The 22,828-nt window shown below is 68.4% G+C and carries 20 protein-coding genes; 12 read left to right on the top strand and 8 right to left on the bottom strand.

Annotation, left to right across the window (positions count from 1 at the left end):
• Positions 1-20 precede the first annotated feature (20 nt).
• From BO221_RS16825 to BO221_RS16810, 4 genes are all read left to right on the top strand, one after another.
• Positions 21-419: a hypothetical protein gene (locus BO221_RS16825; protein WP_073561489.1), complete on the top strand. Its 399-nt coding sequence runs from the start codon at positions 21-23 to the stop codon at positions 417-419.
• A gap of 18 nt (positions 420-437) precedes the next feature.
• Positions 438-1,856, top strand: coding sequence for a hypothetical protein (locus BO221_RS16820; RefSeq protein ID WP_073561488.1), 1,419 nt, complete (start codon positions 438-440; stop codon positions 1,854-1,856).
• A gap of 229 nt (positions 1,857-2,085) precedes the next feature.
• On the top strand, positions 2,086-3,000 hold the full coding sequence (locus BO221_RS16815; protein WP_233166128.1) for a serine protease: 915 nt from the start codon (positions 2,086-2,088) through the stop codon (positions 2,998-3,000).
• A 135-nt stretch (positions 3,001-3,135) separates the two neighbouring features.
• Positions 3,136-4,236 (top strand): citrate synthase, encoded by a 1,101-nt coding sequence (locus BO221_RS16810; RefSeq protein WP_073561486.1) that lies wholly within the window; start codon positions 3,136-3,138, stop codon positions 4,234-4,236.
• Positions 4,237-4,258: 22 nt separating this feature from the next.
• On the opposite strand, the gene BO221_RS16805 is transcribed toward BO221_RS16810, so the two are convergent.
• Complete coding sequence (locus BO221_RS16805) at positions 4,259-5,668, bottom strand: NAD(P)/FAD-dependent oxidoreductase (protein ID WP_073561485.1); 1,410 nt, start codon at positions 5,666-5,668, stop codon at positions 4,259-4,261.
• 204 nt (positions 5,669-5,872) lie between these two features.
• On the opposite strand from BO221_RS16805, the gene BO221_RS16800 reads away from it, so the two are divergent.
• Both BO221_RS16800 and BO221_RS16795 read left to right on the top strand, forming a co-directional pair.
• Positions 5,873-7,690: an ATP-binding protein gene (locus BO221_RS16800; RefSeq protein ID WP_073561484.1), complete on the top strand. Its 1,818-nt coding sequence runs from the start codon at positions 5,873-5,875 to the stop codon at positions 7,688-7,690.
• A 32-nt stretch (positions 7,691-7,722) separates the two neighbouring features.
• A complete protein-coding gene (locus BO221_RS16795) occupies positions 7,723-10,023 on the top strand; it encodes a hypothetical protein (protein ID WP_073561483.1) in 2,301 nt (766 codons plus the stop codon).
• A gap of 65 nt (positions 10,024-10,088) precedes the next feature.
• On the opposite strand, the gene BO221_RS16790 is transcribed toward BO221_RS16795, so the two are convergent.
• Complete coding sequence (locus BO221_RS16790) at positions 10,089-11,375, bottom strand: choice-of-anchor D domain-containing protein (RefSeq protein WP_158079862.1); 1,287 nt, start codon at positions 11,373-11,375, stop codon at positions 10,089-10,091.
• Positions 11,376-11,740: 365 nt separating this feature from the next.
• Here BO221_RS16790 and BO221_RS16785 point away from each other — a divergent pair, with 365 nt between their 5' ends.
• Entirely contained in the window at positions 11,741-12,313 is a 573-nt protein-coding gene (locus BO221_RS16785) for a hypothetical protein (protein ID WP_073561481.1), read from the top strand.
• A gap of 13 nt (positions 12,314-12,326) precedes the next feature.
• Here BO221_RS16785 and BO221_RS16780 read toward each other — a convergent pair whose 3' ends face one another.
• Genes BO221_RS16780 through BO221_RS16760 form a run of 5 tightly spaced genes read right to left on the bottom strand, consistent with a single transcriptional unit; the run spans position 12,327 to position 16,588 of the window.
• A complete protein-coding gene (locus tag BO221_RS16780; RefSeq protein WP_073561480.1) occupies positions 12,327-12,662 on the bottom strand; it encodes a hypothetical protein in 336 nt (111 codons plus the stop codon).
• Positions 12,659-13,141, bottom strand: a complete 483-nt coding sequence (locus BO221_RS16775) for a 4Fe-4S binding protein (RefSeq protein ID WP_073561479.1) — start codon at positions 13,139-13,141, stop codon at positions 12,659-12,661. Before BO221_RS16775 ends, BO221_RS16780 begins: the two co-directional genes overlap by 4 nt.
• Positions 13,138-13,923 carry a nitrate reductase cytochrome c-type subunit gene (locus BO221_RS56195; protein WP_073561478.1) on the bottom strand — a complete coding sequence of 262 codons (786 nt, stop codon included), beginning with the start codon at positions 13,921-13,923 and terminating at the stop codon, positions 13,138-13,140. Before BO221_RS56195 ends, BO221_RS16775 begins: the two co-directional genes overlap by 4 nt.
• Positions 13,920-16,340: a molybdopterin-dependent oxidoreductase gene (locus BO221_RS16765; RefSeq protein ID WP_073561477.1), complete on the bottom strand. Its 2,421-nt coding sequence runs from the start codon at positions 16,338-16,340 to the stop codon at positions 13,920-13,922. Before BO221_RS16765 ends, BO221_RS56195 begins: the two co-directional genes overlap by 4 nt.
• A gap of 2 nt (positions 16,341-16,342) precedes the next feature.
• Positions 16,343-16,588 (bottom strand): hypothetical protein, encoded by a 246-nt coding sequence (locus BO221_RS16760; protein ID WP_073561476.1) that lies wholly within the window; start codon positions 16,586-16,588, stop codon positions 16,343-16,345.
• Positions 16,589-16,780: 192 nt separating this feature from the next.
• Here BO221_RS16760 and BO221_RS16755 point away from each other — a divergent pair, with 192 nt between their 5' ends.
• From BO221_RS16755 to BO221_RS16740, 4 genes are all read left to right on the top strand, one after another.
• Positions 16,781-17,401 carry a hypothetical protein gene (locus BO221_RS16755; protein WP_143195495.1) on the top strand — a complete coding sequence of 207 codons (621 nt, stop codon included), beginning with the start codon at positions 16,781-16,783 and terminating at the stop codon, positions 17,399-17,401.
• The gene (locus BO221_RS16750; protein ID WP_073561474.1) at positions 17,394-18,299 is read left to right on the top strand and encodes a 4Fe-4S dicluster domain-containing protein; all 906 of its coding nucleotides are present in this window, start codon (positions 17,394-17,396) and stop codon (positions 18,297-18,299) included. The genes BO221_RS16755 and BO221_RS16750 overlap by 8 nt, the downstream gene beginning before the upstream one ends.
• A 3-nt stretch (positions 18,300-18,302) precedes the next feature.
• Positions 18,303-19,583, top strand: coding sequence for a sulfate reduction electron transfer complex DsrMKJOP subunit DsrP (gene dsrP, locus BO221_RS16745; RefSeq protein ID WP_073561473.1), 1,281 nt, complete (start codon positions 18,303-18,305; stop codon positions 19,581-19,583).
• 155 nt (positions 19,584-19,738) lie between these two features.
• Positions 19,739-20,626 carry a hypothetical protein gene (locus tag BO221_RS16740; RefSeq protein WP_143195494.1) on the top strand — a complete coding sequence of 296 codons (888 nt, stop codon included), beginning with the start codon at positions 19,739-19,741 and terminating at the stop codon, positions 20,624-20,626.
• A gap of 54 nt (positions 20,627-20,680) precedes the next feature.
• Here BO221_RS16740 and BO221_RS16735 read toward each other — a convergent pair whose 3' ends face one another.
• Positions 20,681-21,829, bottom strand: coding sequence for a quercetin 2,3-dioxygenase (locus tag BO221_RS16735; RefSeq protein WP_083681100.1), 1,149 nt, complete (start codon positions 21,827-21,829; stop codon positions 20,681-20,683).
• A gap of 95 nt (positions 21,830-21,924) precedes the next feature.
• Here BO221_RS16735 and BO221_RS16730 point away from each other — a divergent pair, with 95 nt between their 5' ends.
• The gene (locus BO221_RS16730) at positions 21,925-22,809 is read left to right on the top strand and encodes a LysR substrate-binding domain-containing protein (protein ID WP_073561471.1); all 885 of its coding nucleotides are present in this window, start codon (positions 21,925-21,927) and stop codon (positions 22,807-22,809) included.
• Positions 22,810-22,828 lie beyond the last annotated feature (19 nt).

Raw genomic sequence — 22,828 nt, 5'->3', positions numbered from 1 at the left:
GAGCACGACAAGGAGACGATATGCCTGGAGGAGCTTCTTCGATTCTGGATTTCTCGAGCTGGGACGGCACTCCGTTCTTCGAGGGCAAGCCCGCGAAGGGCCGCCACGTGTACGTGGTGAAAAAAGAGAACGGTGCCTTCCTCGCCTATGGCGTCGTCGAGCCGGCCCCGCGATACGTGTTCCAGGTCCGGGGCTCCACGACGGACGAGCAGGAGCGATTCCTCGCCCAGGTGGAGCGCGAAGGAGCCGTCGTGACCTTCGGCCTACCGCCCTTCGAGACGAAGACGGGTGGCGACAAGCCGCCCACCAGCAGCGACACTCCCGTCGGCATAAAGGGCGACAAGGCCCCCACCCCCACGACCACCAGTACCCGCGTCAGCGACAAGAGCGGCAAGGGCAACAAGCCCGTCCGCAGCTGATGACCCCTGGAGGCATCCGTGCATCTTCATCTGCTGCTCTCTCGCGCTGACGATCACCGTCCAGCGCTGCCCGACGGACTCGAGCTGGCCTCCGTGCTCCGCGAGCCGCAGCCTCAGCCCCTGGTGAAGCCGCAGCACCTGTATGACCTGCATGGCGACTGGAACGATCTCCGCGAGCAGGGCTGGGCTGTCGTTGCGCCCGAGGGCCCCAGGGGAGAGGAGTTGCTGAAGCATGCGGCGCCACTGATCCAATGGAGGGCGGAGCAGCAGCACCTGAAACCAGACGAGGTCCAGGTCTTCAGGATCGCACCGGGAATGACCGCGGGCGACGCCGAGGATTTCCGCGGCAAGCTGCTGAAGATACCGCACGAAGAGCAGCCCCATTACCTGCTCCTGCTGGGGGATGCGGATGAGGTCTCGTTCGAGCTCCAGCAGCACCTGGCGGTGGACCGCTTCGTGGGGCGGCTCGGCTTCGCGAGGGACGCCGACCTGGACGCGTATGTGGACAAGGTGCTGCGGTTCGAGCGTGAGCCGCCTCGCGCGGAACTGGCCCGGGCGATCTTCTTCACCGTGCATGACCGGACCCCCGCCACGGACATGGGCTATGAGTTGCTGATGTGCCCGAGCCTGCAGACCTGCCATCGGTCGCACCAGCGAGGGAGTCTCCCAGCGGGCGAGGTGCTGGAGTTGGGCACGTCGGAGGACTGGACGGCCCAGCAGTTCTTCGCCCACGCGGCGAAGCGTACCCCCGGCGCGCTCCTGACACTCAGCCATGGACTCGGAGCCCCGCACGGTGGTTGGCGTTCCTCGACGGAGCAGCGCCAGGTCCAGGGAGCCATGGATCTGGGCAATGGCGGGTCATTGACGCTCGACGATGTCACCCAGCGCTCCTTCATGCCGGGAGGTCTCTGGTTCTCCTTCGCCTGCTTCAGCGCGGGCACTCCGGCGCGCAGCATGTACGCGCCATGGCTCGAACGGCTCGGGGGCATGGGCGCGGAAAGAGAGCTCGAGTCCATTCGGGCCTCGGCTCCCGTGGACGGGCGGCCCTTCGTCGCGGCACTCCCCCAGGCGGCGCTCGCCAATCCCGAGGGGCCGCTGGCGGTGATCGGCCATGTGGACCTCGCCTGGACATACTCCTTCCACGAGCCCACCGGGCAGAATCACGCGGCACGCTTCGCCAACGTGATGGGTGATATGGTGAGACACCGCCGGGCGGGCGTGGCCCTGCACGTGCTGAGCAGTGCCACCACCACGGTCGATGCGAGACTGGCCCTGCTCTACCACCAGGACGAAGCGGTCAGGTTCGAGGGAACGCAACCCCCTCCCGAGGCGATGCACCGCGCGCTCCTGTGGATGGCACGCCATGACCTGTCCGGCTTCGTGCTGCTGGGAGACCCGGCGGTGCGTCTGCCCATCTCGAACCGCGCACGGCGGTAGGCGTGAATCCGGAGGAGGAGGTATCCGAGGACCCTCCCCTCCCCAGGCCCGGGTCCATGCGACAGCACACCTGGAGTCCGAGTCACCTCCGCTGACACGTCATGACGTGTCAACAGCGTGCTGTCGCGCCGATACGCGCAGGTTCTTCCCTCGACGGCCTTCCGGATGGACGTGGCGTGCGGATTGCTATTGTCCGCGTCACTTGAAACAGGAGGACGCCTTGCGCTTCGTGAGTGGAGTGGTCGTCGCGGTCGGTCTGCTGGGGTGTGGTGGTCCGGAGATGGACCTGGACCAGGCCGATGCGGTGGACCGCATGGGCCAGGAGATAGTGGGAGGGGTTGAGGCCCGTCCTCACTCCCACCCTTGGATTGTCAGCATTCAGTCTTATGGAAGCCACTTTTGTGGTGGCTCTCTCGTGAGGGTCGGCGCCAGGGAGGAGAGCGATATCGTCCTCACGGCTGCTCATTGTGTCTACGATGGCCTTTCCGGCGCCACCGTGACTGCGGGGGCTCATGCCTTGAGCAGGCCTGAGTCCGGGCAGACCTCTGTCCGCGTGGTGCGCTCGGTCTATCACCCGGGCTACGACCCGGACACGACCATGAACGATATCGCCATCCTCAAGCTCGAGAAGCCCATCAACTTCAACCAGCCCGTTGCCGGGAGTTGCGGCGACTCCCTGGGCATGCGCCCCAATCTGAGCCTTCAACTCGCGTCTGGATTCACGACGACACCCGTTTGTCTCCCGGCCGCTGGTTCTTCGGTTCCAGACGGCACGATGATGACCGCCGCGGGCTGGGGTCTGACGCGGGAGGGGGGATACGATACGTCCGACATCTTGATGCAGGTGGGGGTCCCCAAAATCAACACCGCGGAAGTGGCCAATATGTACAGGTCTCAGGGAATCAGCATCGACGCGAATGCCATGCTCGGGGCTGGGTATCGTGAAGGAGGCAAGGACTCGTGCCAGGGTGACAGCGGCGGGCCGCTGGTCATGAAGCGGGCCGACGGCCGATACGTGCTCCAGGGCATCACGAGCTTCGGCGTTGGCTGTGCGAGGCCGGGGTTGCCCGGCATCTACACGCGGGTCTCCAACTACATCCCTTGGATCAAGCAACAGATTCAGCTCAACAGCAGCAGCTTGTAGCTTCACGGGCTGGGGGATGGGGAATTGCCTGCTGGCGAGGACCCCCGGGCCGCTCCGTGCCGGAACATGTCGATTGTCGAATCCACTTTTGGACCCGTGGGCGGCTCATTACAGCTTGCGTCGGAGGGCACGAACATGGGCACGACGCAAACGGCTGTGCAGGCGGGACTCGAAGGCGTGGTGGTGGCCGAGACCCGATTGAGTGAAGTGGACGGTGAGCGCGGGCGGCTGGTGATTGCCGGCGGTGATGTGGAGTCTCTCGCCGGAGCCAGCTCGTTCGAGGACGTGTGCGCACGGCTCTGGGCACCCTACGCGAAGCAGGCGCTCCCGGACTCGCTCCAGGCGGCGCTGGGCGAGGCACGGGTACGCGCCTTCGGGCTGCTCGGCGGGTTGGGAGATGCGCTCTCGGCGAAGGACGGCATGGACGCACTGCGGGCCGCGGCGGCCCACGTGCCGGAGAGCTCCGAGGGGGACCTGGCGACGAACCTCCTGTTGACGGGAGCCCTCGCCGTGTTCGCGGGAGCGTGGGCGCGGCGCGGACGCGGGCTGGCGCCGGTGCCGCCGGACCCGGCGCTGTCCCACGCGGCGGACCTGCTGCGCATGGTGACCGGTGAGCTCCATCCCGAGCGAGCCGCCGGGCTCGACGCCTATCTGGTCACCGTCTCCGACCACGGGCTCAATGCCTCCACGTTCACCGCGCGAGTGATTGCCTCGACGGGCTCGGACGCCGTATCGGCGGTGGTGGGCGCCATCGGCGCGTTGAAGGGGCCGCTGCACGGCGGCGCACCCGGGCCGGTGCTGGACATGCTCGACGGCATTGCCCGTCCGGAGCGGGCCACGTCCTGGCTCGAGGAGGAACTGCGCGCCGGGCGCCGCATCATGGGCATGGGCCATCGCATCTACCGCGTGAGGGATCCCCGCGCGGCGGTGCTGGAGCGGGCCCTCGAGCGGCTCGAGCGCGGGGGGCTGCGGACCGAGCGGCTCGCCCTCGCACGGGCGGTGGAGCGCGCGGCCGAGGACCTCCTGCGCCAGCGCTACCCGGACCGCCCCCTGCGCGCGAACGTGGAGTTCTACACCGCCGTGCTGCTCGACGCGGTGGGCCTCGACCGCACGATGTTCTCGCCCACCTTCGCCTGTGGCCGCGTCGCCGGGTGGCTCGGGCACATCTCCGAGCAGCGGGCGACGGGACGGCTCATCCGGCCCGCCTCACGCTACGTGGGGCCGATGCCGGGATGAGGCCTCTCCGCCCCCGCCTCGCTCAGGCTGCTCGCGAGGTGGGAGCGGCGAGCAGCGGTGGCCCCGGGGTCCGAGCGGCCTTGCCGGGCTGGACGGTGAGCACCTTGAGCACCATGCGTGGAGAGAACATGGCGGCGGGTGACTCGAGCATGTGTTGCACCCGCAGGAAGGTCGTCAGCGCCTCCTCGTCGTAGCCCGCGAGCTGTTGGAAGCGGTTGCCGTACCAGGTCATCAGTGCGAACCCGGGCGGGCGCTTGCCCTCCACCTCGGGGAAGGCCAGGTCTCCGGCCGTCGCGAGGGCCCAGGGCCCCTGGAGGATCTCTCCTGCCCGGCGGCGGTAGCGATCGGAGGCCCCGCGCAGGCCCTGGCGCAAGCTCTCTCCGAGCGCCTCGGCCTGCATGGCGCCCGTGCTCATCCCCTGGCCGTAGGTGGGGTTGAACGAGCAGAAGGCATCACCCACCACCGCGAGCCCCTCGGGGAAGCGGGGCATGCGCTCGTAGTGGCGGCGCTGGTGGTGCGGGAAGCGGTAGATGTGGACGGGCCCGAGCGGCTCGGCGTTCTTGATGGCCTCGTACAGGTGCGGTTGGGGCAGGCTCCGGGCGAACTCGAGGAACACCGCCTCATCCGCCGTCGCGGGCGCATCGCCCAGCCAGCCTCCCAGCGTCACCAGCCACTGTCTGTTTTCAATCTCCTGGACGATTCCGAGCCGCCTTTCCTCCGGCAGCCTGGGCGCGAGCACCAGGGAGCGCCATCCCGGCTCGAAGCCCGGCGGCTTGCGGAAGAGACGGGTGGCGTAACCCACGTCCACGCGGATGCGCGTCTCCTCCACACGAGGGTAACCCAGCGCCTCCAGCCACTGGGGCATGCGCGAACCACGGCCGCTGGTGTCCACCACCAGCTCGGCCTCGAGCGTCTCCTCCTGACCGCCGCCCGGCGCCTGGAGCTGGAGTCCCGTGATGCGCGTCCGGTCATCGCTCGCCTTCCAGCCCACCGCTTCCCGGCCATCGAGGATGCGCACGTTCGCGAGGGCCCGCAGACGCTGGCGAATCGCCCACTCGAGCAACAACCGGCTCACGGAGGCGGCGCTCACGCCACAGCGAAATCGTGGGCGCCAGCTCCCGCCCCCGAACGAGGCGACGGTCTCGACCCCGTCCAGGAACTCCCCTCCGGCGGCCACCAGGTCCTCCCGGATGCCCGGCAGGACGCCAGCGAGGATGTCCATTCCCCGCGTGAGCAGACCATGGATGTGCTGCGCCTGGGGGACGCCCTTGCGCGGCATCGGCCCGTCCGGGAATACATCCCGCTCCACCAGGGTGACGCGCTCGAAGTGGCGGGACAGGACGCCCGCGGACATCAACCCGGCGATGCTGCCGCCATAGACGATGGCGTGCGACCCCGCGGGCACGGAGGATGGCGGATTCGAAGTGCTCATGGGGGCGCAGCGTAGTCTCCTTTCCCATCTCCAGACGTGTGGGCACGTGTCGGAGAATATGGACCTGGAGGCATCCGTCAGGCGGGCCGGCCCGCCGCGTCCATGGGGCGCGGATCGCCAACGGGAGGTGCCTTCCTCCGCGTGCGTTCCCCTTCCCCGCCGGGCTCGCTTACCGTGCGGGCTCCGTTTTTTGCCGGAGAGCGCGTGAGTCCTGTTGCCGAGTTGGTGCGCACCCAGGTGGACCTGGGTGGCTTGATGCGGGTGCTGGCCAACAACATGTACTCCACCCCCGAGGTGGTGGTCCGTGAGCTCGTGCAGAACGCGCACGACAGCTGCACGCGGCGCCGTCTGGAGGACACGTCCGCCCCCGAGGGCCGCATCCTCGTGGTGCCGGACGCGGCCGCGGGCACGCTGTCCATCGTGGACAACGGAGCGGGACTCACCCGCGAGGAGATCGACCGCTACCTGGCCACGGTGGGCGCGGGCTACACCGGGCGCCTCCGGGCCGCGGGCGCGGACGCGGGGCTCATCGGCCAGTTCGGCATCGGCTTCCTCTCCGCCTACGTGGTCAGCACGCGGGTGGACCTCTACACCACCTCCTTCCAGACGCCCCAGGAAGGCTGGCACTTCTCCAGCGCCGGGGGCGAGCGCTACACGGTGGCCCCGCACGCCGCCCAGGAGGTGGGCACGCGCGTGGTGCTCCAGCTCTCCGAGCGCTTCCGGCCCCTGTGTGACGCTCCCGCGCTGGAGGCGCTGCTGCGGCGCTACTGCTGCCTGCTGCCCATGGCCATCCACGTGAGCGGCCCGGAGCGGCCCGCCATCAACCGCCCTCCGCCGCCGTGGCGCGACACGGAGGCCCACTCGCCCCTGCGCCGGCGCTCGCTCGAGCGGACCTTCGCCGCGCGCTTCGAACAGCGCTTCGAGCCGCTGTGCACGCTGCCCATGGCCCCCGGCAACGGAGGCAGTGCGAGCGGCCTGCTGTGGCTGCAGGACGGCGCCACGTTCGGCACCTCCGACAACCGCAACCTCTCCATCTTCGTACGCGGCATGCTGGTGAGCCGCGACGCGCGCGAGCTGCTCCCGGAGTGGGCCGGCTTCGTGGGGGGCGTGCTCGAAGCGGACGCACTCACCCCCACGGCGAGCCGCGAGGACGTCCAGCGCGACGCGGCCTTCGACGTGACGTCGGAGCAGGTGCGCGAGTGCCTCATCGACGGGCTGTCGCGGCTGGCCCGCGAGGACGAGCCCACCTGGCGGCGGCTGCTCCAGCGCCACAACGAGGCCCTGCTCGGCGCGGCCCTGTGCGACGAGCGGCTCTTCACCCTGCTCGCGGACGCGCTCAAGGTGCCCACCACCGAGGGTGACCTCACCCTGCCCGCCGTGCGACGGCGCAGCGGAGGCAGGCTGCACGCCTCCACCGGAGAGAGCGGAGGGCCCGAGGAGGTGCTCTGCCGCGCGCTCGGCGTGCCCGTGGTGGACTCGGGCCGCTACGCCGCGCTGCCCTTCACCCGGAGGTGGGCCGAGCGGCAGGGGCTGCCCGTGCTGCAGCTCGGCACGCGCGAGGGCAACGCGGCCCTCTTCCCCCGCGTGCAACTGGAGCCCGCCCAGGAGGAGCGGCTGCGCGCCCTCTTCGCGGAGGACGGCGTGGAGCTGGTGCCGAGCCGCTTCTCCCCGCCCGCCCTGCCGCTGGTGCTGGTGCCGGACCGCGAGGCCGAGCTGAAGGCCCGGCTCGAGGCGGACGCGGCGGACAAGCGCATCGGCGCCGCGGTGCTGTCCCTGGCGCGCGGCTTCACCGCCACCATCTCCTCCCGCGCCCAGGCGCGCCTCTACCTCAACGTGGACGCCCCCACGCTGCAAGCGCTGCTCGCGGCCCCCGAGGACCGGGCACGCTCGGCCGCGCGGCTGCTCTCGGGCCTGTGCACGCTCCTCTCCCACCGCGATGAGCGCGCCGGCGCACCGAGCGTGGCCTCCGCCCTGGAAGGCATCTCCGCGGCCCTGTGCGCGCTGCTCCCGCCTTCCGCCTGACCCATCCCCCTTCACGAGGAAACACACCCGTCATGGACATCTGGAAGTGGGTGAACGAAGCCGAAGCCGAAGCACGCCGCCTGGGAAATACCCGCCTCGCCGAGCTCATCGACCGGCTGCCCACCGTCGTCACCGAGGACGCCCATACCCAGGCGGACGCGCTCTTCCCCGAAGCGCTCGCGCTCGCCCGCCAGGCGAAGAGCCCGTGGCTGGAGGTCTTCTTCCGGCACTGGAACCTGCAGAGCCGCATCTTCCACCGCTCCGAGCCGGGAGAGTGGCTCTCCGAGTCCATCTCGCTCCTGGAGTTCGCCCACCGCGAGGAGACGCGCGAGTGCCCCCAGAGCGTCTGCGCCACCCAGGACGTGGCCGGTTGCTATGGGCGCGCGGACGGCCCGGGCTGGGCCTCCGAGCGCAAGGCGGTCGTCCTCGAGACACTCTCGCGTATCGACGCCACCTGGCCGTGCTTCACGTGCCTCTCCACCGAGTACTTCCTGGGCTTGATGGACGAGGAGCGCTTCGAGGAGGCACTCGCGTGGCTCGAGAAGCAGGAAGCCGCCCTGGTGGCGGCCGGCCAGGGTCACAAGCGCAAATACCTCCTGGGCGAGCGCACCGACGTGCTCCTCGCGCTGGGCCGGTTGCCGGAAGCGCTCGCGGCGGCGGAGGCGTGCGAGGAAAGCACCCTGTCCGACCACACCCGAATGGAAGCGCGCATCCTGCAAGCGCGGGTGCTCGCGCGCATGGGGCGCACCTCCGAGGCGCTCGAGGTCCTGCCCGCCCTGTCCGCGGTGCGTGCCACGCCTGGCCACTACGGCAACTGGGCGGACGCCCTCGTCCAGCTGATGAAGGCCGGAGCCATCGGCAACGACGCGAACCTGGAGCGCACACTGCTGGAGCTCGCCGGGCGGCTCGCGAGCACGGGAACCATCCGCGGAGCGGTCCGCATCGAGGAGCAGCGCGCCGAGGCCGCACTGAAGCGAGGCCAGCCGCAATCCGCATTGCACGCATGCGCGAGGCTCGAGGCGCTCGTGCCCCGGCTGCGCAAACCCCTGGGCGCGGACGAGACGCTGCGCCGTCTCCGGGCGCGGGCCGAGGCCCTCACGTCCGAGCGTCCGCCCGAGCCGCCAGAGTCAGCCGCGGCGCTGCTCGAACAGGCGGAGAAGGGCCCCGAGGACGTGCTCCGGCTGCTCGACGCGGCACGGACACGCTGGCCCGGGGAGCGGGCAACGCTCGTGCGAGCCCAGGCGAAGGCGCTGGAGCAACTGGGCCGCGGCGAAGAGGCGGAGGTGGCGCTGCGCTCGCTGCTGGACGCGGACGCGCACCCCACTCCCGATATCGTGCGGGAGCTCGGCATGAACCTGCTCGAGCGGCGGCGATTCACGGAACTGCATGCCCTGATCGACTCGGTGCTGAACGCGTCCGGAGACACGCCCCTTCGCGTGGAGGCGTACCGGCTGCGGGCCCGGGCCGCGCTCGAGTCGGGAGAGAAAGCGGCCGCCAAGGCCCCGCTGCGCGCGATGCTGGAGCTCGACCCGGAGCTGCGCGGGACCACCCTGACACTCGCGGCGTTGGAGCGCGACACGGGCGAGCGGGAGCGAGCCCTGGCGCGGCTGGACGACGCCGTGGCCCGCTGGACGGAGCCCGGGCCGCACGATTGGGACCGGATGCTCGTGGCCACCCTGCTCGGGCGCTGGGACGTGGTGCGCGCGTCCGCCGCACGGCTCGGGTTCAAGCTGAAAGAGGACTCGGGCCCGGTGGAGGAGGAGTGGGAGGCGTGCCGGCTGCGCTACACCGAGCCGGACGGAACCTTCACGGAGGTGTGGGCGCGGCGCACCGGCCCCGTCACCGCACGCGTGGTCTCCATCGCCATGCCGGATTCCGCCCAGCACGTGGGGGACACCGTGGTCTTCGACGCCACGCCGCTCAACGAGGGTCCCGCCGAAGGGGAGGAAGAGGAGCACTCCTGGCTGTACCCCGTCGTGGAGGTGCTCCGGCCGGGCAGGTACAGCGTCTTCGCGCTGGACGGCGTGGGCCCGGGCGATGAGGCCATCGAGCGGATGTACGAGACGCTGGCGGCATGCGGGGCACGCCTGTCGGTGCGCACCTCGGACACGTACCGGCTGATGACCCCGGGGGGTGAGGAAGTGCCCGGGTTCTTCGCGCTGCTGGCCGTACCGCCGGAGGCGGACCTGGGAGAGATCGAGGCGGGCCTGCGCGGGTGCGCGGAGGGACTGCCGCATCCGGTGTTGTGGCCCACGCTGCTGGAGAAGCTGGGGCGGGAACAGGAGGCGGAGGCACAGCGCGCGGTAGCGGAGGAGTGGGAAATCTCGCTGTGACACGGAGGTCCCCTCCTCCACGCGTCTGGCCCCTCCGCCCGTGAGCCGCGGAGGGGCCGGCACGACTACAACCCGCCGAGCAAGGTGCTCACTCCACTGCCCGAGAGCGGGAGCGTGGCGCCAGAGACGAGCGGCTCGTTGGTGGTGAGCTGGAGCGTGCCCGTCACCGAGCCCACGTCACCCGGGTTGAAGGTCACCAGGAAGTTCAGGCTGGAGCCGGGGGACAGGTAGAACGGGATGGCCGGCAGCGTCGTCGAGGAGAAGGACGGATAGACGCTCGCGGTGAGTGCCTGCGACGTGAGGAACAGGGGGCCGAAGCTGACATTGGTGACGGTCACCACGCGGGTGCTGCTGGTCCCCACGCTTTGCGTACCGAAGTCGAGCGAAGACGGCTCGAAGACGAGACCGGCCTCCGAGCCAACACCCACCCCCGTCAGGGGGATGGCGAACATGGGGTTGGCCACATCGTTGGTCGCGAGGGAGAGCACTCCCGTAACGGTGCCCACGTGCGTCGGGCTGAAGCCCACCATGAATTCCTGGCTCGCGCCCGCGGGCAGCGTGAGGGGCATGATCGGCGGAGCGGTCAAGAAGAAGGGCCCGCCCGAAAGAGCCGCCGAGGAGATGACGAGGGATCCCGAGCCGATGTTCCTGAGCCGCACGCTCCTGAGGGCAGTGGTGCCCACGTTCTGCCCACCGAAGTCGAGCGGAGCGGGTTCCACGACGAGGCGAGGCATCACGCCAATGCCCATGAGCGGCACGGAGATGGACGAATACTCGGGATCGCTCGTCGCGAGGGAGAGGGTGCCCGAGAACAGGCCTTCGGCTGTGGGATGGAAGTGGACCGGCAGCCCCATGGACATGCCAGGCGCGAGCGTGTACGGCATCGTTGGCGAAGCCACCGAGAAGGCCGTCCCCCCGGAGATGGACAAGGACAAGAGGGTGAGCGGCCCCGTGCCGGCATTCCTGACCATCGCGATCAGGGGAGCGCTGCTGGTGCCCACGCGTTGCTCACCGAAATGAAGCGGGGCCGGTTCCACGACGAGAATGGGCCTCACACCGGTCCCCGAGAGCGGGATGGAGAGGGTCGGAGTGGTGGGGTCGCTGGTCGTGAACGTGAGCGTGCCCTCGAAATTGCCCTGAGCGGTCGGGCTGAAGGCCACGAGCAGGGTCTGGCTGGCCCATGGAGCCAGTGTGAAGGATGAGGGGGTCACGGAGAAGGCTGCCCCCCCAGACCCGGAGATGGCCACGGAGGGGACACTGAGGGTGGTTGGCCCGTTGTTCTTCAACGCGATCGTCCTGGTGGAACTGGTGCCCACGCGCTGCTGCCCGAACGCGAGACTCGTCGAGCTCACCTCCGCGGCGAGTCCTCGCGTCGACCCGGGGATGGAGATGACCACGTCAGAGCTGGACGAGCCCTCCCCCGGCTCATTCGGTTCCGCGGGTCCACAAGCCGTCAGCAGGCCAAGAAACAGTACGGTCAGTACACCAGGTCGAAGCATCAGTGCCTCCCAGGAAGATGGTTCTTTGGCGTTTTACATGGCTTCATTCCTGATACGCATCGAATTGAGACAAATCTCTTCGAAGCGCACTTCAACGCGTTTTCTCGCAATGCGAGGAGGGTGTGTGCAGCACTCTGCACTCACGCTTCCTGCTTCGGTGCTCTATAGGAATTGCGCGTTTCGAGCGCATACCCTTTCAAGACAAGGAGCACCGCGTAATGAAAAGCGTCTGCAAGCTGGCTCTGGCGATGGGATTGGTGGCAGTGGTGGGTTGTGGTGGAGTCGAGGATCTACGGGGACCGCAGGGGGCCGACGGAGCGCCGGGCGCGCAGGGACCGGCCGGGACTTCCTCCGTCACGGACGTGCAGACCGCCCGCTTCTCTGGGAACCTGGCCCTTGAGGGCTCCGAGGAGCTGCGAATCCCCTTTAGCGGCTTCACGAGCGAAAGCATCACCGTCACCAGGCGGAGCTGGGTCCTCCTGGACGCGAGCATGGGTTTCAGGAAGTACGTCGGCACTGTCGGAGTGGCCTGCACGATGGAGCTCCTCGCGGACGACGAGGTCACCCAGGTGAGCATCCACACCCACGAGGCGAGCGTCTTCATGATGAACGAGGAGGCGGTGTCAGGTGACGTGGACATGAGGACCGACGGGACGATCAGCCTCCACGCCTGGGCGGACCTGGAGCCTGGCCGCTACGTGCCGGTGGCTCGCTGCTCCATCCTGCCTGGCACCACGGACACGCTGGGTCTGAGCGAGTCCTGGCTGCGCGCCGTGATTTCCAGCCGGTAGAGGGTGAGGCGCCCTACCCCCCGAGCCGGTGCTCGATGCGGATCAACCGGATCCCTCGGGGGGTGTGCATCAGCGTGTCCCACCAGTTCGTGCCTTCGTACCAGTAACGGATTTGCACGCCGACGACCCGCTTCTCCTGGAGCGCCAGCTCGGCCTCATCGAGCGGGACGGACTTCTCGGAGGCCATCAACGAGGCGCTCCCCTTGAGCAGCACCTCGTGCACCACGGCACAGCGTTGGATGTCCCGGAACAACTGCGACAGGGTCTCCGGGTCGAGGAGCGCGTCCTGCAACTGGGGAAGCGCGGCGTTCTCGGGAGACACATTCGCGAGGCGGATACCTGTCGTCATGGTGCTGGGACCTGCTGGCGGGGAGGAAGGAACTCAAGGGCGTTGAGCGGAGCCGGGCACGCCCGCACGCAGAGGCCGCAGCCGTTGCACCGCGCCTCCACGACGCTCGGACGGCCCGACTCGATGACGATGGCGCCCTCGACGGGGCAGCGCTCGGAGCAGGTGCCGCAGAACGAGCCCTGCCATGCGAGGCAGAGCTGGGGACGCACCCGCACGCTCATCCCAGCCACCGGCACTTCCATCCGGCGGATGTTCTCCTGCGGAACGGCGAGCCCCTCGCGCAAGGAAAACACCGGCAGCGCATGGCCCGTCACCTCGCCCGAGCGTGCACGGGAGGCATAGAACGCCTCGAGCGAGAAGCCGGGCTCGGAAGCGGCAGGAGCGGACACGGGGGCCGGCGCCATGGGAGGCCTGGGCTCATCCTCGCGCCGGCGGAAGCCGAGGAACGCACGGCGGCTGAGCGTGACACGGGAACTCATGGCCGCGCCTCCATGACCAGCCCAGGCCCCCCTGCCCCACCGCGCTGGTCGAGCCGCGCCGAGGACCCATGGCACTGCTGGCAGTTCAGCCGCTCGGGGTGTGAGGTCCGCAGCCCGGGGAGACCGCGAGGGCCGTGGCAGCTCGCGCAATCGTCCCGCATGAGCGTCGGATGGGGCATGGCCGGCGGAGCCCCTGGCCATGCCCGCTCGCCCTTCCCCGCCGAGGCCAGCCCCACGAAACCATTCCCCGGAATGTCCTTGTACGGGGCCAGCGGGCGCGGTGAGTCCCCCACCACATGGCACTGGGTGCAGCTCTGGTACGGCGGATGGCTGATCTTCGGAGCCACCCGGTTGCCCAGCTTCATCCCCTTTCCGTGGCAGGCCAGACAGCCGGGGACCTCACGCTGGTCTATCTCATGGGGGATGGTAGGCGGCGCCCCGTCATAAGCACGGTGACCCTGACGCTGAGCCACGGCCTGAGCACGCTGCTCGGGGGTGGCCACGGGCAGGGGCTTCACCGGAAACGGCTCTTCCGACAGCGACTCGATGGCGCCCTCGTACATGCGCGCGTTGTCTCCCCGCCGCTGCTCGCGCAGCTCGCCGTAGCTCGGAGCACGCTCGGCCCGTTGTGCATGGGGATCCGAAGCCACCGGACGCTCCGGCATCTCTGGCGCTCGGAGGCCGGCGAAGAAACCCGTGGCCGCGAACGCCACCGCCACGGCGGCGCCCACGTGGATCCAGCGCGCCCCGAGCCCACTGCCCTGTCCACCCTCGGGGCTCATCCCTGTTTCTCCGCGACGGGCTCACGCCGCCGCACACGCGCCGCGCACTTCTTGTAGTCGGGCTGCTTGGAGAACGGATCATGCGCGTCGAGGGTGAGCCAGTTGATGAGCAACCGCTCGTCGAAGAACGGGACGAAGAGCGAGCCCTCGGGCGGCTCTCCGCGGCCGCCGATCCACACGGGCAGGTCCAACTTCCCGCGCCGTGTCTCCACCGTCACCTGGTCCCCATTACCCACCCCGAGCCGCCGCGCATCCGCGCGATTCATCTCCACATAGGCCTGGGGCATGGCGCGCTGGAGCTGTGGAATCCGCATGGTCATCGTGCCCGAGTGCCAGTGCTCGATGACGCGGCCGGTGCACAGCCAGAAGGGGAACTCGGTGTCGGGGGACTCGGGAGGAGGCTCGTAGGGGCTGAACCAGATCTGCGCCCGGTCGTCGTGCGTGGTCGAGTGGTAGAACTGGATGTCCCGCCCCTTCTTCACATAGGGGTCATCGAAGCCCGAGAAGCGGAAGCGTGTCTCGCGCCAGCTGCCATCCGGCTGCTGCACCACGGGCCAGCGCAGGCCGCGCGCCTTCACGTACTCCTGATAGGGCGCCAGGTCCTTGTGCTTGATGCGGGTCGTCTTCCGGTACTCCTCGAAGAGGTGCTCGTCCACGTTGACGTCGTAGTAGTGGGCGAAGTCCCAGAGGGGCACGGGCTTGCCATCCTTGCCCTTCACCTCGAAGAGGAAGCGGCCGTCCTTGTCCTTCATGCCCTCGAAGCCGAGCTCGAGGAGCCGGTGGGCCACGGCGATGAGCTGCCAGGCGTCGTCACGGGCCTGGCCGGGAGGCCGCACCATCTTGAACCACTGCTGGGTGCGCCGCTCGGAGTTGCCCGTCATGCCGTTCTTCTCCACCCACATCGCCGAGGGGAGGATGAGGTCCGCGATGCGCGCGGTGGCCGAGGGATAGACATCCGAGACGATGAGGAACTTGTCGGCGAGCTTGCGGCTGGGATCCACCAGCTTGTGCGTGTTGGGCAGCGTCTGCGCGGGGTTGGTGACCTGGACCCAGATGGTGTGGATGTCCCCGCCCTGCTCGGTGGGCGTGGAGAAACGCTTCCACATCTCCAGCGTGTGGTAGCCGGGCTTGTCGTGGAGACGGCCCTTGGGGACGTTCCAGATCTCCTCCATCTGCGCGCGGTGCTCGGCCTTGGCCACCACGCGGCCACCGGGGAGCGCATGGGCGAGCGTTCCCACCTCGCGCACGGTGCCGCACGCGGAGGGCTGGCCGGTGAGGCTCGTGGGCGCATCTCCCGGCTTGCCGAAGTGCCCGCTGAGCAGGTGGAGCCCGTGGACCAGGTTGTTGATGGCCGTGCCCCGGGTGTGCTGGTTCATCCCCATGCACCACAGGCTGGTGATGCGCACGTCGCGCCGGCCGAACAGGTCCGCGAGCATCCGCAGGTCCTTCGCCGGGACGCCCGAAATCTCCTCCACCTTCTCCGGGGTGTAGGGCTTCAGCAGCTCACGGTATTCCTCGAAGGTGATGGCCTTGCCCTCGAGCGTGGCGGGCTCGTTGGGAGCGCGGAAGGCGCAGTTCGCCTCGACGAAGGCCTTGTCGTAGGTGCCATTCTCCACCAGCAGGTGGGCGATGCCGCACGCGATGGCCAGGTCCGTGTTCGGCTTGAAGCGCATCGAGTGGTCGCAGAACCCACTGGTGCGCGTCTTGCGCGTGCCGATGTCGATGAGCGTCACCTTCTCCCCGCGAGAGCGGCGGTCGATGACGCGCGAGAAGAGGACCGGGTGCATCTCCGCGGGGTTGTTGCCCCACATGATGAGCACGTCGCAGGCATCGAGATCGTCGTAGCAGCCCGCGGGCTCGTCCACGCCGTAGGTGGCGAGGAAGCCCGTCACCGCCGAGGACATGCACAGCCGCGCGTTGGCATCCAATTGGTTGGAGCCCAGGCCTCCCTTGACGAACTTCGAGGCGGCATAGCCCTCGGGGATGGTCCATTGGCCGCTGCCGTAGACGCCGAAGCCCTTGGGATCCTTCAGCACACGGCGGGCGACGATGTCGATCGCCTCCTCCCAACTGATGGGCACGTGCTTGTCGCCCTTCTTGAGGAGCGGCGTGGTGAGCCGGTCGCTCCCATAGAGGGCGAGCCCCACGTGGTAGCCCTTCACGCACAGCAGGCCCTTGTTCACCGGCGCCTGTTGATCACCCGCGATGGCCACCACCTTGCCGTTCTGCACGCCCACCTGCACGTGACAGCCGGTGCCGCAGAAGCGGCAGGGCGCCTTGTTCCACTGCACGCCCTGGCCACCCGGTGCAGCGGCTGGCGGAGTCCCGGCGGCCCTGTCCTGGCCATAGGCGAGGCGGCTCGCGGCCAGCGTCGCCGCCGTCATGGCCGTGCCCTTGAGAAAGTCCCGGCGATCCATGGTCAGCGCTCCTCCTCGGAGAAATCCACCATCACGACGTCCACGAAGCTCACTCCGGGTACGTCCCTCAGTGACTCGGCGAGCGCCTCCCCCTCCGGAAGGCTGCCGGTCTCCGTCACCACCGGCAGCCAGCGCTCCTCCAGGGGCGGCCCCAGGGTGATGCGCGGGTCGCGAGCGACTTCACGAAGCGCGCTCGCCCTCAGTTCGGGAGAGTCATCGAGGGTGAGCACCAGGCTGCTGATGGGCATACAGGCTCCATGAGCAAGAGGCGGACCACCCCGGCCCGAGAGAGAAGACGGCGGAGGTGACGCAAAGCCTGCGCCCAAAGCTGCTTCAACGATGCAGGGTTTTCGCGGGCAGGCGAGCGGACCGGGACCTCTTCGAGGCGGGCCCATGGGGACGGGCCGTGCTGGCACGGACGCTGCTTTACGCAAATGCCCGTGGAGACCCCTCTCGACAGATGGATGCGCCCGGCGCTCGTCGCCGGACTGCTCGCGCTCGGCGGCTGCGGGAAGGATCAGCCCGCTCGATTCCAACCGCCTCCGGGGGCGCCCACCGGCGAGGAGACACTCCACCAGCCGGCGAAGCTCACCTCGGTGGAGAGCGGCCAGAAGGACGCGCTGGGCCGGCCGCTTCGCGTGTCATGCGAGAGCTGCCACTCGCTGCGTGAGACGAAGCCCATGCCCTCGCGGCCCGAGGAGCTGAAGGAGTTCCACCAGGGCCTCCAGTTCCGCCATGGTGAGCTCGCCTGCACCTCGTGCCACCAGGCCAACCAGCCGCGCTCGCTGCACCTGGCCACGGGCGAGCCGCTGCCGATGACGGAGGCGCTGACGCTGTGCGCGCAGTGCCACGGGCCGCAGTACCGGGACTTCAAGGCGGGGGCGCACGGCGGCATGACGGGCTACTGGGACCTGTCGCGGGGAGACCGCACGCGGAACCACTGCGTGAGCTGCCACGATCCGCACTCGCCAAAGTACGTGGGTGGGCATCCGGTGATGCCTCCTCGCCACCCGTCCACCCAGGGCGGGCCTGACACGAAGGAGGCCCAGCACCATGAGTGACATCCTCTCCCGCCGTACCGTGATGAAGGGCGCCGGGGCCACGCTCGGGGCCGCGGCCTTCGCGCACGCGATGGCGCCGATCACCGAGTGGTCGAAGGACCTGACCGTCGATGAGTTCCTCCAGAAGCACTACAAGGAGCTGACGCGCGACGAGATGGCCCGGATCCTCGTCCACCTGAAGGCCGAGGCGAAACAGAAGTACGGCCGGGACGTGGACATCCGGGACCTGCCACCACAGGAGGGCGTGTCGTTCGGCTACGCGCTGAACCTGAGCGTGTGCATCGGCTGCCGCCGGTGCGCCGAGGCGTGCCACCAGGAGAACAACCACGACAGGCGCACGGGCAACTCGTACATCCAGGTGCTGGAAATGCAGCAGGGCAGCCTGGACCTGGAGCACGGCAACGCGAACTACGACCACCCGGTGCCAGCCGAGGGGAAGTACTACCTGCCGGTGCAGTGCCACCAGTGCGACAACGCTCCGTGCGTGAAGGTGTGCCCGGTGCAGGCGACGTGGAAGGAGCCGGACGGCATCGTGGTGGTGGACTACAACTGGTGCATCGGCTGCCGGTACTGCGAGGCGGCGTGCCCCTACCACGCGCGGCGCTTCAACTGGACGAAGCCGGAGATTCCGCCCGAGGAGATCAACCCGGACCAGGGCTACCTCTCCAACCGCGTGCGTCCGCAGGGTGTGGTGGAGAAATGCACCTTCTGCCTGCACCGCACGCGGGCGGGCCGGCTGCCGGCGTGCCTGGAGGCGTGTCCCACGGGGGCACGGGTGTTCGGCAACCTGTTGGACCCGAAGAGCCCCATCCGCTGGGTGCTCGAGAACAAGCGCGTCTTCGTGCTCAAGGAAGAGCTCGGGACGCGCCCCCGCTTCTTCTACTTCTTCGACAAGTGAGCCATGAGCGCGACCCGTCACCTGCTCGACTACCCGCGGTTCCTGGGCCGGCTCCTGTGGATGAGCACGGACGGGAGCTGGCGTTTCTACACGTGGATGACGGTGCTCACGGCCATCGCGCTGGTGGGTGCCAATGCCTGGGCGCACCAACTGGCCGAGGGCATGGCCCTCACGGGGATGAGTGACCATGTCTCGTGGGGCCTGTACATCGCCAACTTCACCTTCGGGGTGGGACTGGCGGCGGGCGCGGTGATGATGGTCATCCCCGCGTACCTGTACCACGACCACGAGATGCACGACGTCACGCTGATTGGCGAGCTGCTCGCGATCGCGGCGATCGCCATCTGTCTGCTGTTCATCGTGGTGGACATGGGGCACCCGGAACGGGCGTGGCACCTGTTGCCAGGGATTGGCCGGTTCAACTGGCCGGTGTCCATGCTCACCTGGGACGTGGTGGTGCTCAACGGCTACCTGCTCATCAACCTGCACATCTGCGGCTATCTGCTCTACATGCGCTTCCTCGGCCGCAAGCCGCGCAAACAGTGGTACCTGCCCTTCGTCTTCCTCTCCATCTTCTGGGCCATCAGCATCCACAGCGTGACGGCGTTCCTCTACAGCGGGCTCGGGGGGCGGCCGTTCTGGAACTCGGCGCTGCTGGCGCCACGGTTCATCGCGTCCGCGTTCATCACCGGCCCGGCGTTCGTCATCGTGCTGCTCCAGGTCATCCGCCGCTTCACGGGACTGCCCATCGGCGAGGGCCCGCTGCGCACGCTGACATCGGTGATGCGGGTGACGGTGCTCCTCAACCTGTTCATGCTGGGCTCGGAGCTGTTCACCGCCTTCTACACGGGCGGCTCGCACGCCACGGCGGTGCGCTACCTGTTCTTCGGATCGCACGGGCACCACGCGCTGGTGCCGTGGATCTGGACGGCGGTGGCGCTCAACATCGCCTCGGCGGTGCTGGTGCACCTGCCCGCCACGCGGAGGCACGTGGGGCTGCTCAACCTGGCGTGTGCGCTGGCCTTCGCGGGTGTGTGGATTGAAAAGGGCATGGGCCTCATCATCCCCGGCTTCGTCCCCAGCACCCTGCACGAGGTGGTGGAGTACGTACCTACCCTTACCGAGTGGAAGATCACCGCCGGCATCTGGGCCTTCGGGCTGATGGTGCTGACCGTGGCGGTGAAGGTGGCGCTGCCCGTGCTGAGCGGCCAGCTCGCGGCCTCGCACGCCGCGCCCCACCCCACCCGTGAATCGGAAAACAACATCCCCGCCATCCACTTGTAGCGCCTACGGCAACAAGGGAAGGCCGGTCTCCACTCTTCCCAGAGGAAAGCATGTCTGGCCCGGTTCCTGCTCTTGGGGAGGGACACGCTCCGATAGCTCGCGGAGCCACCGTGACGCTCCGGCTTCACGGTCCCCCCAGCAAGAGAGGACCCCCCATGCTTCGCACCTTGTTCCGTCCCTCCCTTCTTCTCGCCTGCGTCCTCGCGTCGGGTTGTGGCCCCAGCGCGGAGGCGCCCCAGACCCCGTCGCCCCAGGGAACCCATACCCAGTCCATTCGATGGCCGAGGTGGATCCGGATCGTCGCCGCCGACGTGGTAGGTGCCGTGTCGGGAGCGAAGCAGGGCGCCGAGATTGGCGAGCGCATCCTCGGTTCCGAGGGCGCTGTCATCGGAGGGATCGTGGGTGGAGTCATCTCTGGAGCCCAGGCCTCCGCCGAAGCCGCCACCCGGCAGACCACCACCTCGGGCGTGATCGCGGGCAGCAGGTCGTCGGTCGATCCGTCCAACGCCCGCAACTCGTTCGATCACATCGGGCGGCACCACAACGAGGTGCTGGACGGCCAGGTGGGCATCATCGGCCCGGGGGGCTGCATCCCCAACCCCTTCCCGTTCCCCTTCCCGCGTGATCGCACCAAGGGCCCCATCTGGGATTTCTCCCTCAGGACGCTGAACGCCCCGCCGGAGCTCATGAAGGCGCCCGAGCTCGAGGCGGCCTGGAACAAGTCGCTCGACTTCGTCGCCTCCGTCGAGCAGACGGAGGAGATCGAGGTCGCCATCGCGAATGGCGTGAAGAGCGGAATGCTGACGCCGCCCGTGGGTGAGCGGCTCATCAGCTACTTCAACGCCGTCGCGCCGCTCGACACCGACAAGATGATCGAGACCACGAAGTCCTTCGAGGCGAAGACGTTGGAGGACAAGGGACTGACGGAGCAGGAGCGCCAGAGCCTGTTGAGCGGCTTCTCCGTTGCCCGCTACAGCGCGGCGTACTGGGGTGAGCAGGCCGCCCGGCAGCAGTCCTCGGACTGGTGCGGCTGCAGCAAGTAATTCCCTCCCGCGGCGCAACCCCGAGCCTGCCCTCCACACCGGGGGCAGGCTCGTTCATTTCGCGGGGGGCGCTCCAACGAGCTTCAAATCCAGCTCGTTCAGCTTCGAGAGGACCCGATCGAACCTGAAGGGCGGAGGTGTCTGGGGATACACGTACCCGGCGTAGGGGTCTCCCAGGGAGCGGAAGAACGGCTCGAAGAGCCCCGGGGTCAGCAAGCCGACCATGCGCGTGTAATGGCTCTTGAGCTGGTAGGCGTGAATCGTCCGTGCCGGCGCGTGGACGAAATCTCCCGGAGACAGCGTCAACAGCTCGCCATTGACCCGCATGTTCATGGAGCCATCGAGGCAGAAGAAGGTCTCCGTGTGCTTCTCGTGGAAGTGGGCCGGGATCATCTCTCCCGCGGGGCCCTCGTTCATGACGATGAGAAATTCGCCACCCGTGGTCTGTTGATCCGCGAGGAAGGAGAAGAGCTGCTCACCCGCGACCAGCCGCTCGCCTTCACCGGAGGCGAGGACGTAGGGAACCTTCGTGCCGGGGAGCTTTCCATTGCTCACCCGCTGGAGCGCGCTCCTGCCCGGGGTCTTGCGCTCGAAACGGACATCGGCGCTGGCTTCCGCCTTCTTCAGCAGCTCCGCTGAGAGTTCGGGGTTGACCTCCGGCGGCTGCACATGGCCCGCGTACGGCTGGCCGAGCGCCTTGTAGATCGGGCTGATCTCCTTGCCCGTGGACCACGAAAGCAACTGGGTCCGGTGGCTCCGCATCTTCAAGGCATGCGGGGTCCCTTCCGGAATGCTCGCGAAATCGCCCCGGATCAGCAGGTAGTGCTCCTTCCCGAGCCAGAGTTCGACCTCCCCCTCGAGGACGAGGAAGGCCTCGTGCGAACGCGCGTGGGTGTGCAGCGGAAGGTTCGCGTCCCGGCCTCCTGTCAGCACGGCGGTCTCGAACAACTCCTGGGTGTCTTCTCCTCTCGCGACCAGGTCCGCGACGAACCCTCCCACGAGGTACCGCTCGCCCTCGCCATTCCGGATGTAATAGGGCACGGCCCTGCCTGGCAGCTTGCCTTCCGGGGTGACCTTCTGGATGTCGATGCCGTTGTCTGCCTTTGGCAGTTCCTGCGCCAGGGCGCCCTGGCCCGAGCCAAGAACGAACATCCCCAGTGCCGCACCCAGCGCGGCCATCCTCTTCGTCGATGCGTGTCTCATTCGATTCCGCCTTTGCGTTCGCGGATGAAGATGTTTGGGATGGCTTGAGAAATCCAATAGATTGAAAATCGGCTTTTAATCATCGGGAGTGATGAATGGAGCTGCGCCATCTCCGCTACTTCGTCGCCGTGGCCGAGGAGCTGCACTTCGCTCGCGCGGCCAAAAGGCTGAGCATCGTGCAGCCCGCCCTGAGCATGCAGATCAAGTCACTCGAGGAGGAGCTGGGGACTCGGCTCCTGGAACGCACCCGGCGCCATGTCGAGCTCACCGAGGCGGGCAGGCTCTTCCTGGAAGAGGCACGCCGGACCCTGGAGCAAGCGGAGCGGGCGGCTCAGGTCGCGAAACGGGCGGGCCAGGGAGAGCTGGGGCGGCTCGGGATCGGGTACTCCATCAATGCCGCCTACTCGGGCGTGCTGGCCAGAACACTCAAGGCCTTCCGCCAACGTGCGCCGGACATCGAGCTGCTGCTCCACGAGTTGCACCCATTCGACCAGCTCGAGGCGCTGATGGAGGGACGCATCCAGCTCGGCTTCCTCACGGCCCCCTCCCTCCCGATTCCTCCCGAGCTGGTGACAGTGCAGGTGGGGGCCTGGCCGTTGATGGTGGCCCTGCCCTCCGGCCACCCACTGTGCGCACGAACCCGCGTCCCGGTCGACCTGCTGGTGGAGGAGTCTTTCGTCGACTACACCGGCTCGAAGGGGGAGCAAGGACTTCCCGCCATGCAACGGATTGGGGGCTTCGTTCCCCGAATCCGCTACCAGAGCACCAACATCATGGCGGTCATCAGCCTGGTGGCCGCGGGCCTCGGCGTGGCGATTGTCCCCTCGTCCATCGTGTCACTCAACATCGGGGGCAACGTCGTCTACCGCCCCCTCACCGGCGTGACCGGGTTGATGGAGATGTCCGTCGCGTACCGCCGCAACGAGAAGGCTCCAGCCGTGCGCTCCTTCCTGAAAGTCATTCAAGAGCAGCCAGGATGACCGCGGCGTTCCGCCCTCC

Source organism: Archangium sp. Cb G35 (genome assembly GCF_001896145.1).
Taxonomy (GTDB): Bacteria; Myxococcota; Myxococcia; order Myxococcales; family Myxococcaceae; genus Archangium; species Archangium violaceum.
Note: the sequence above shows the minus strand (reverse complement) of the source record. Positions and strands in the feature narration are given on the sequence as shown.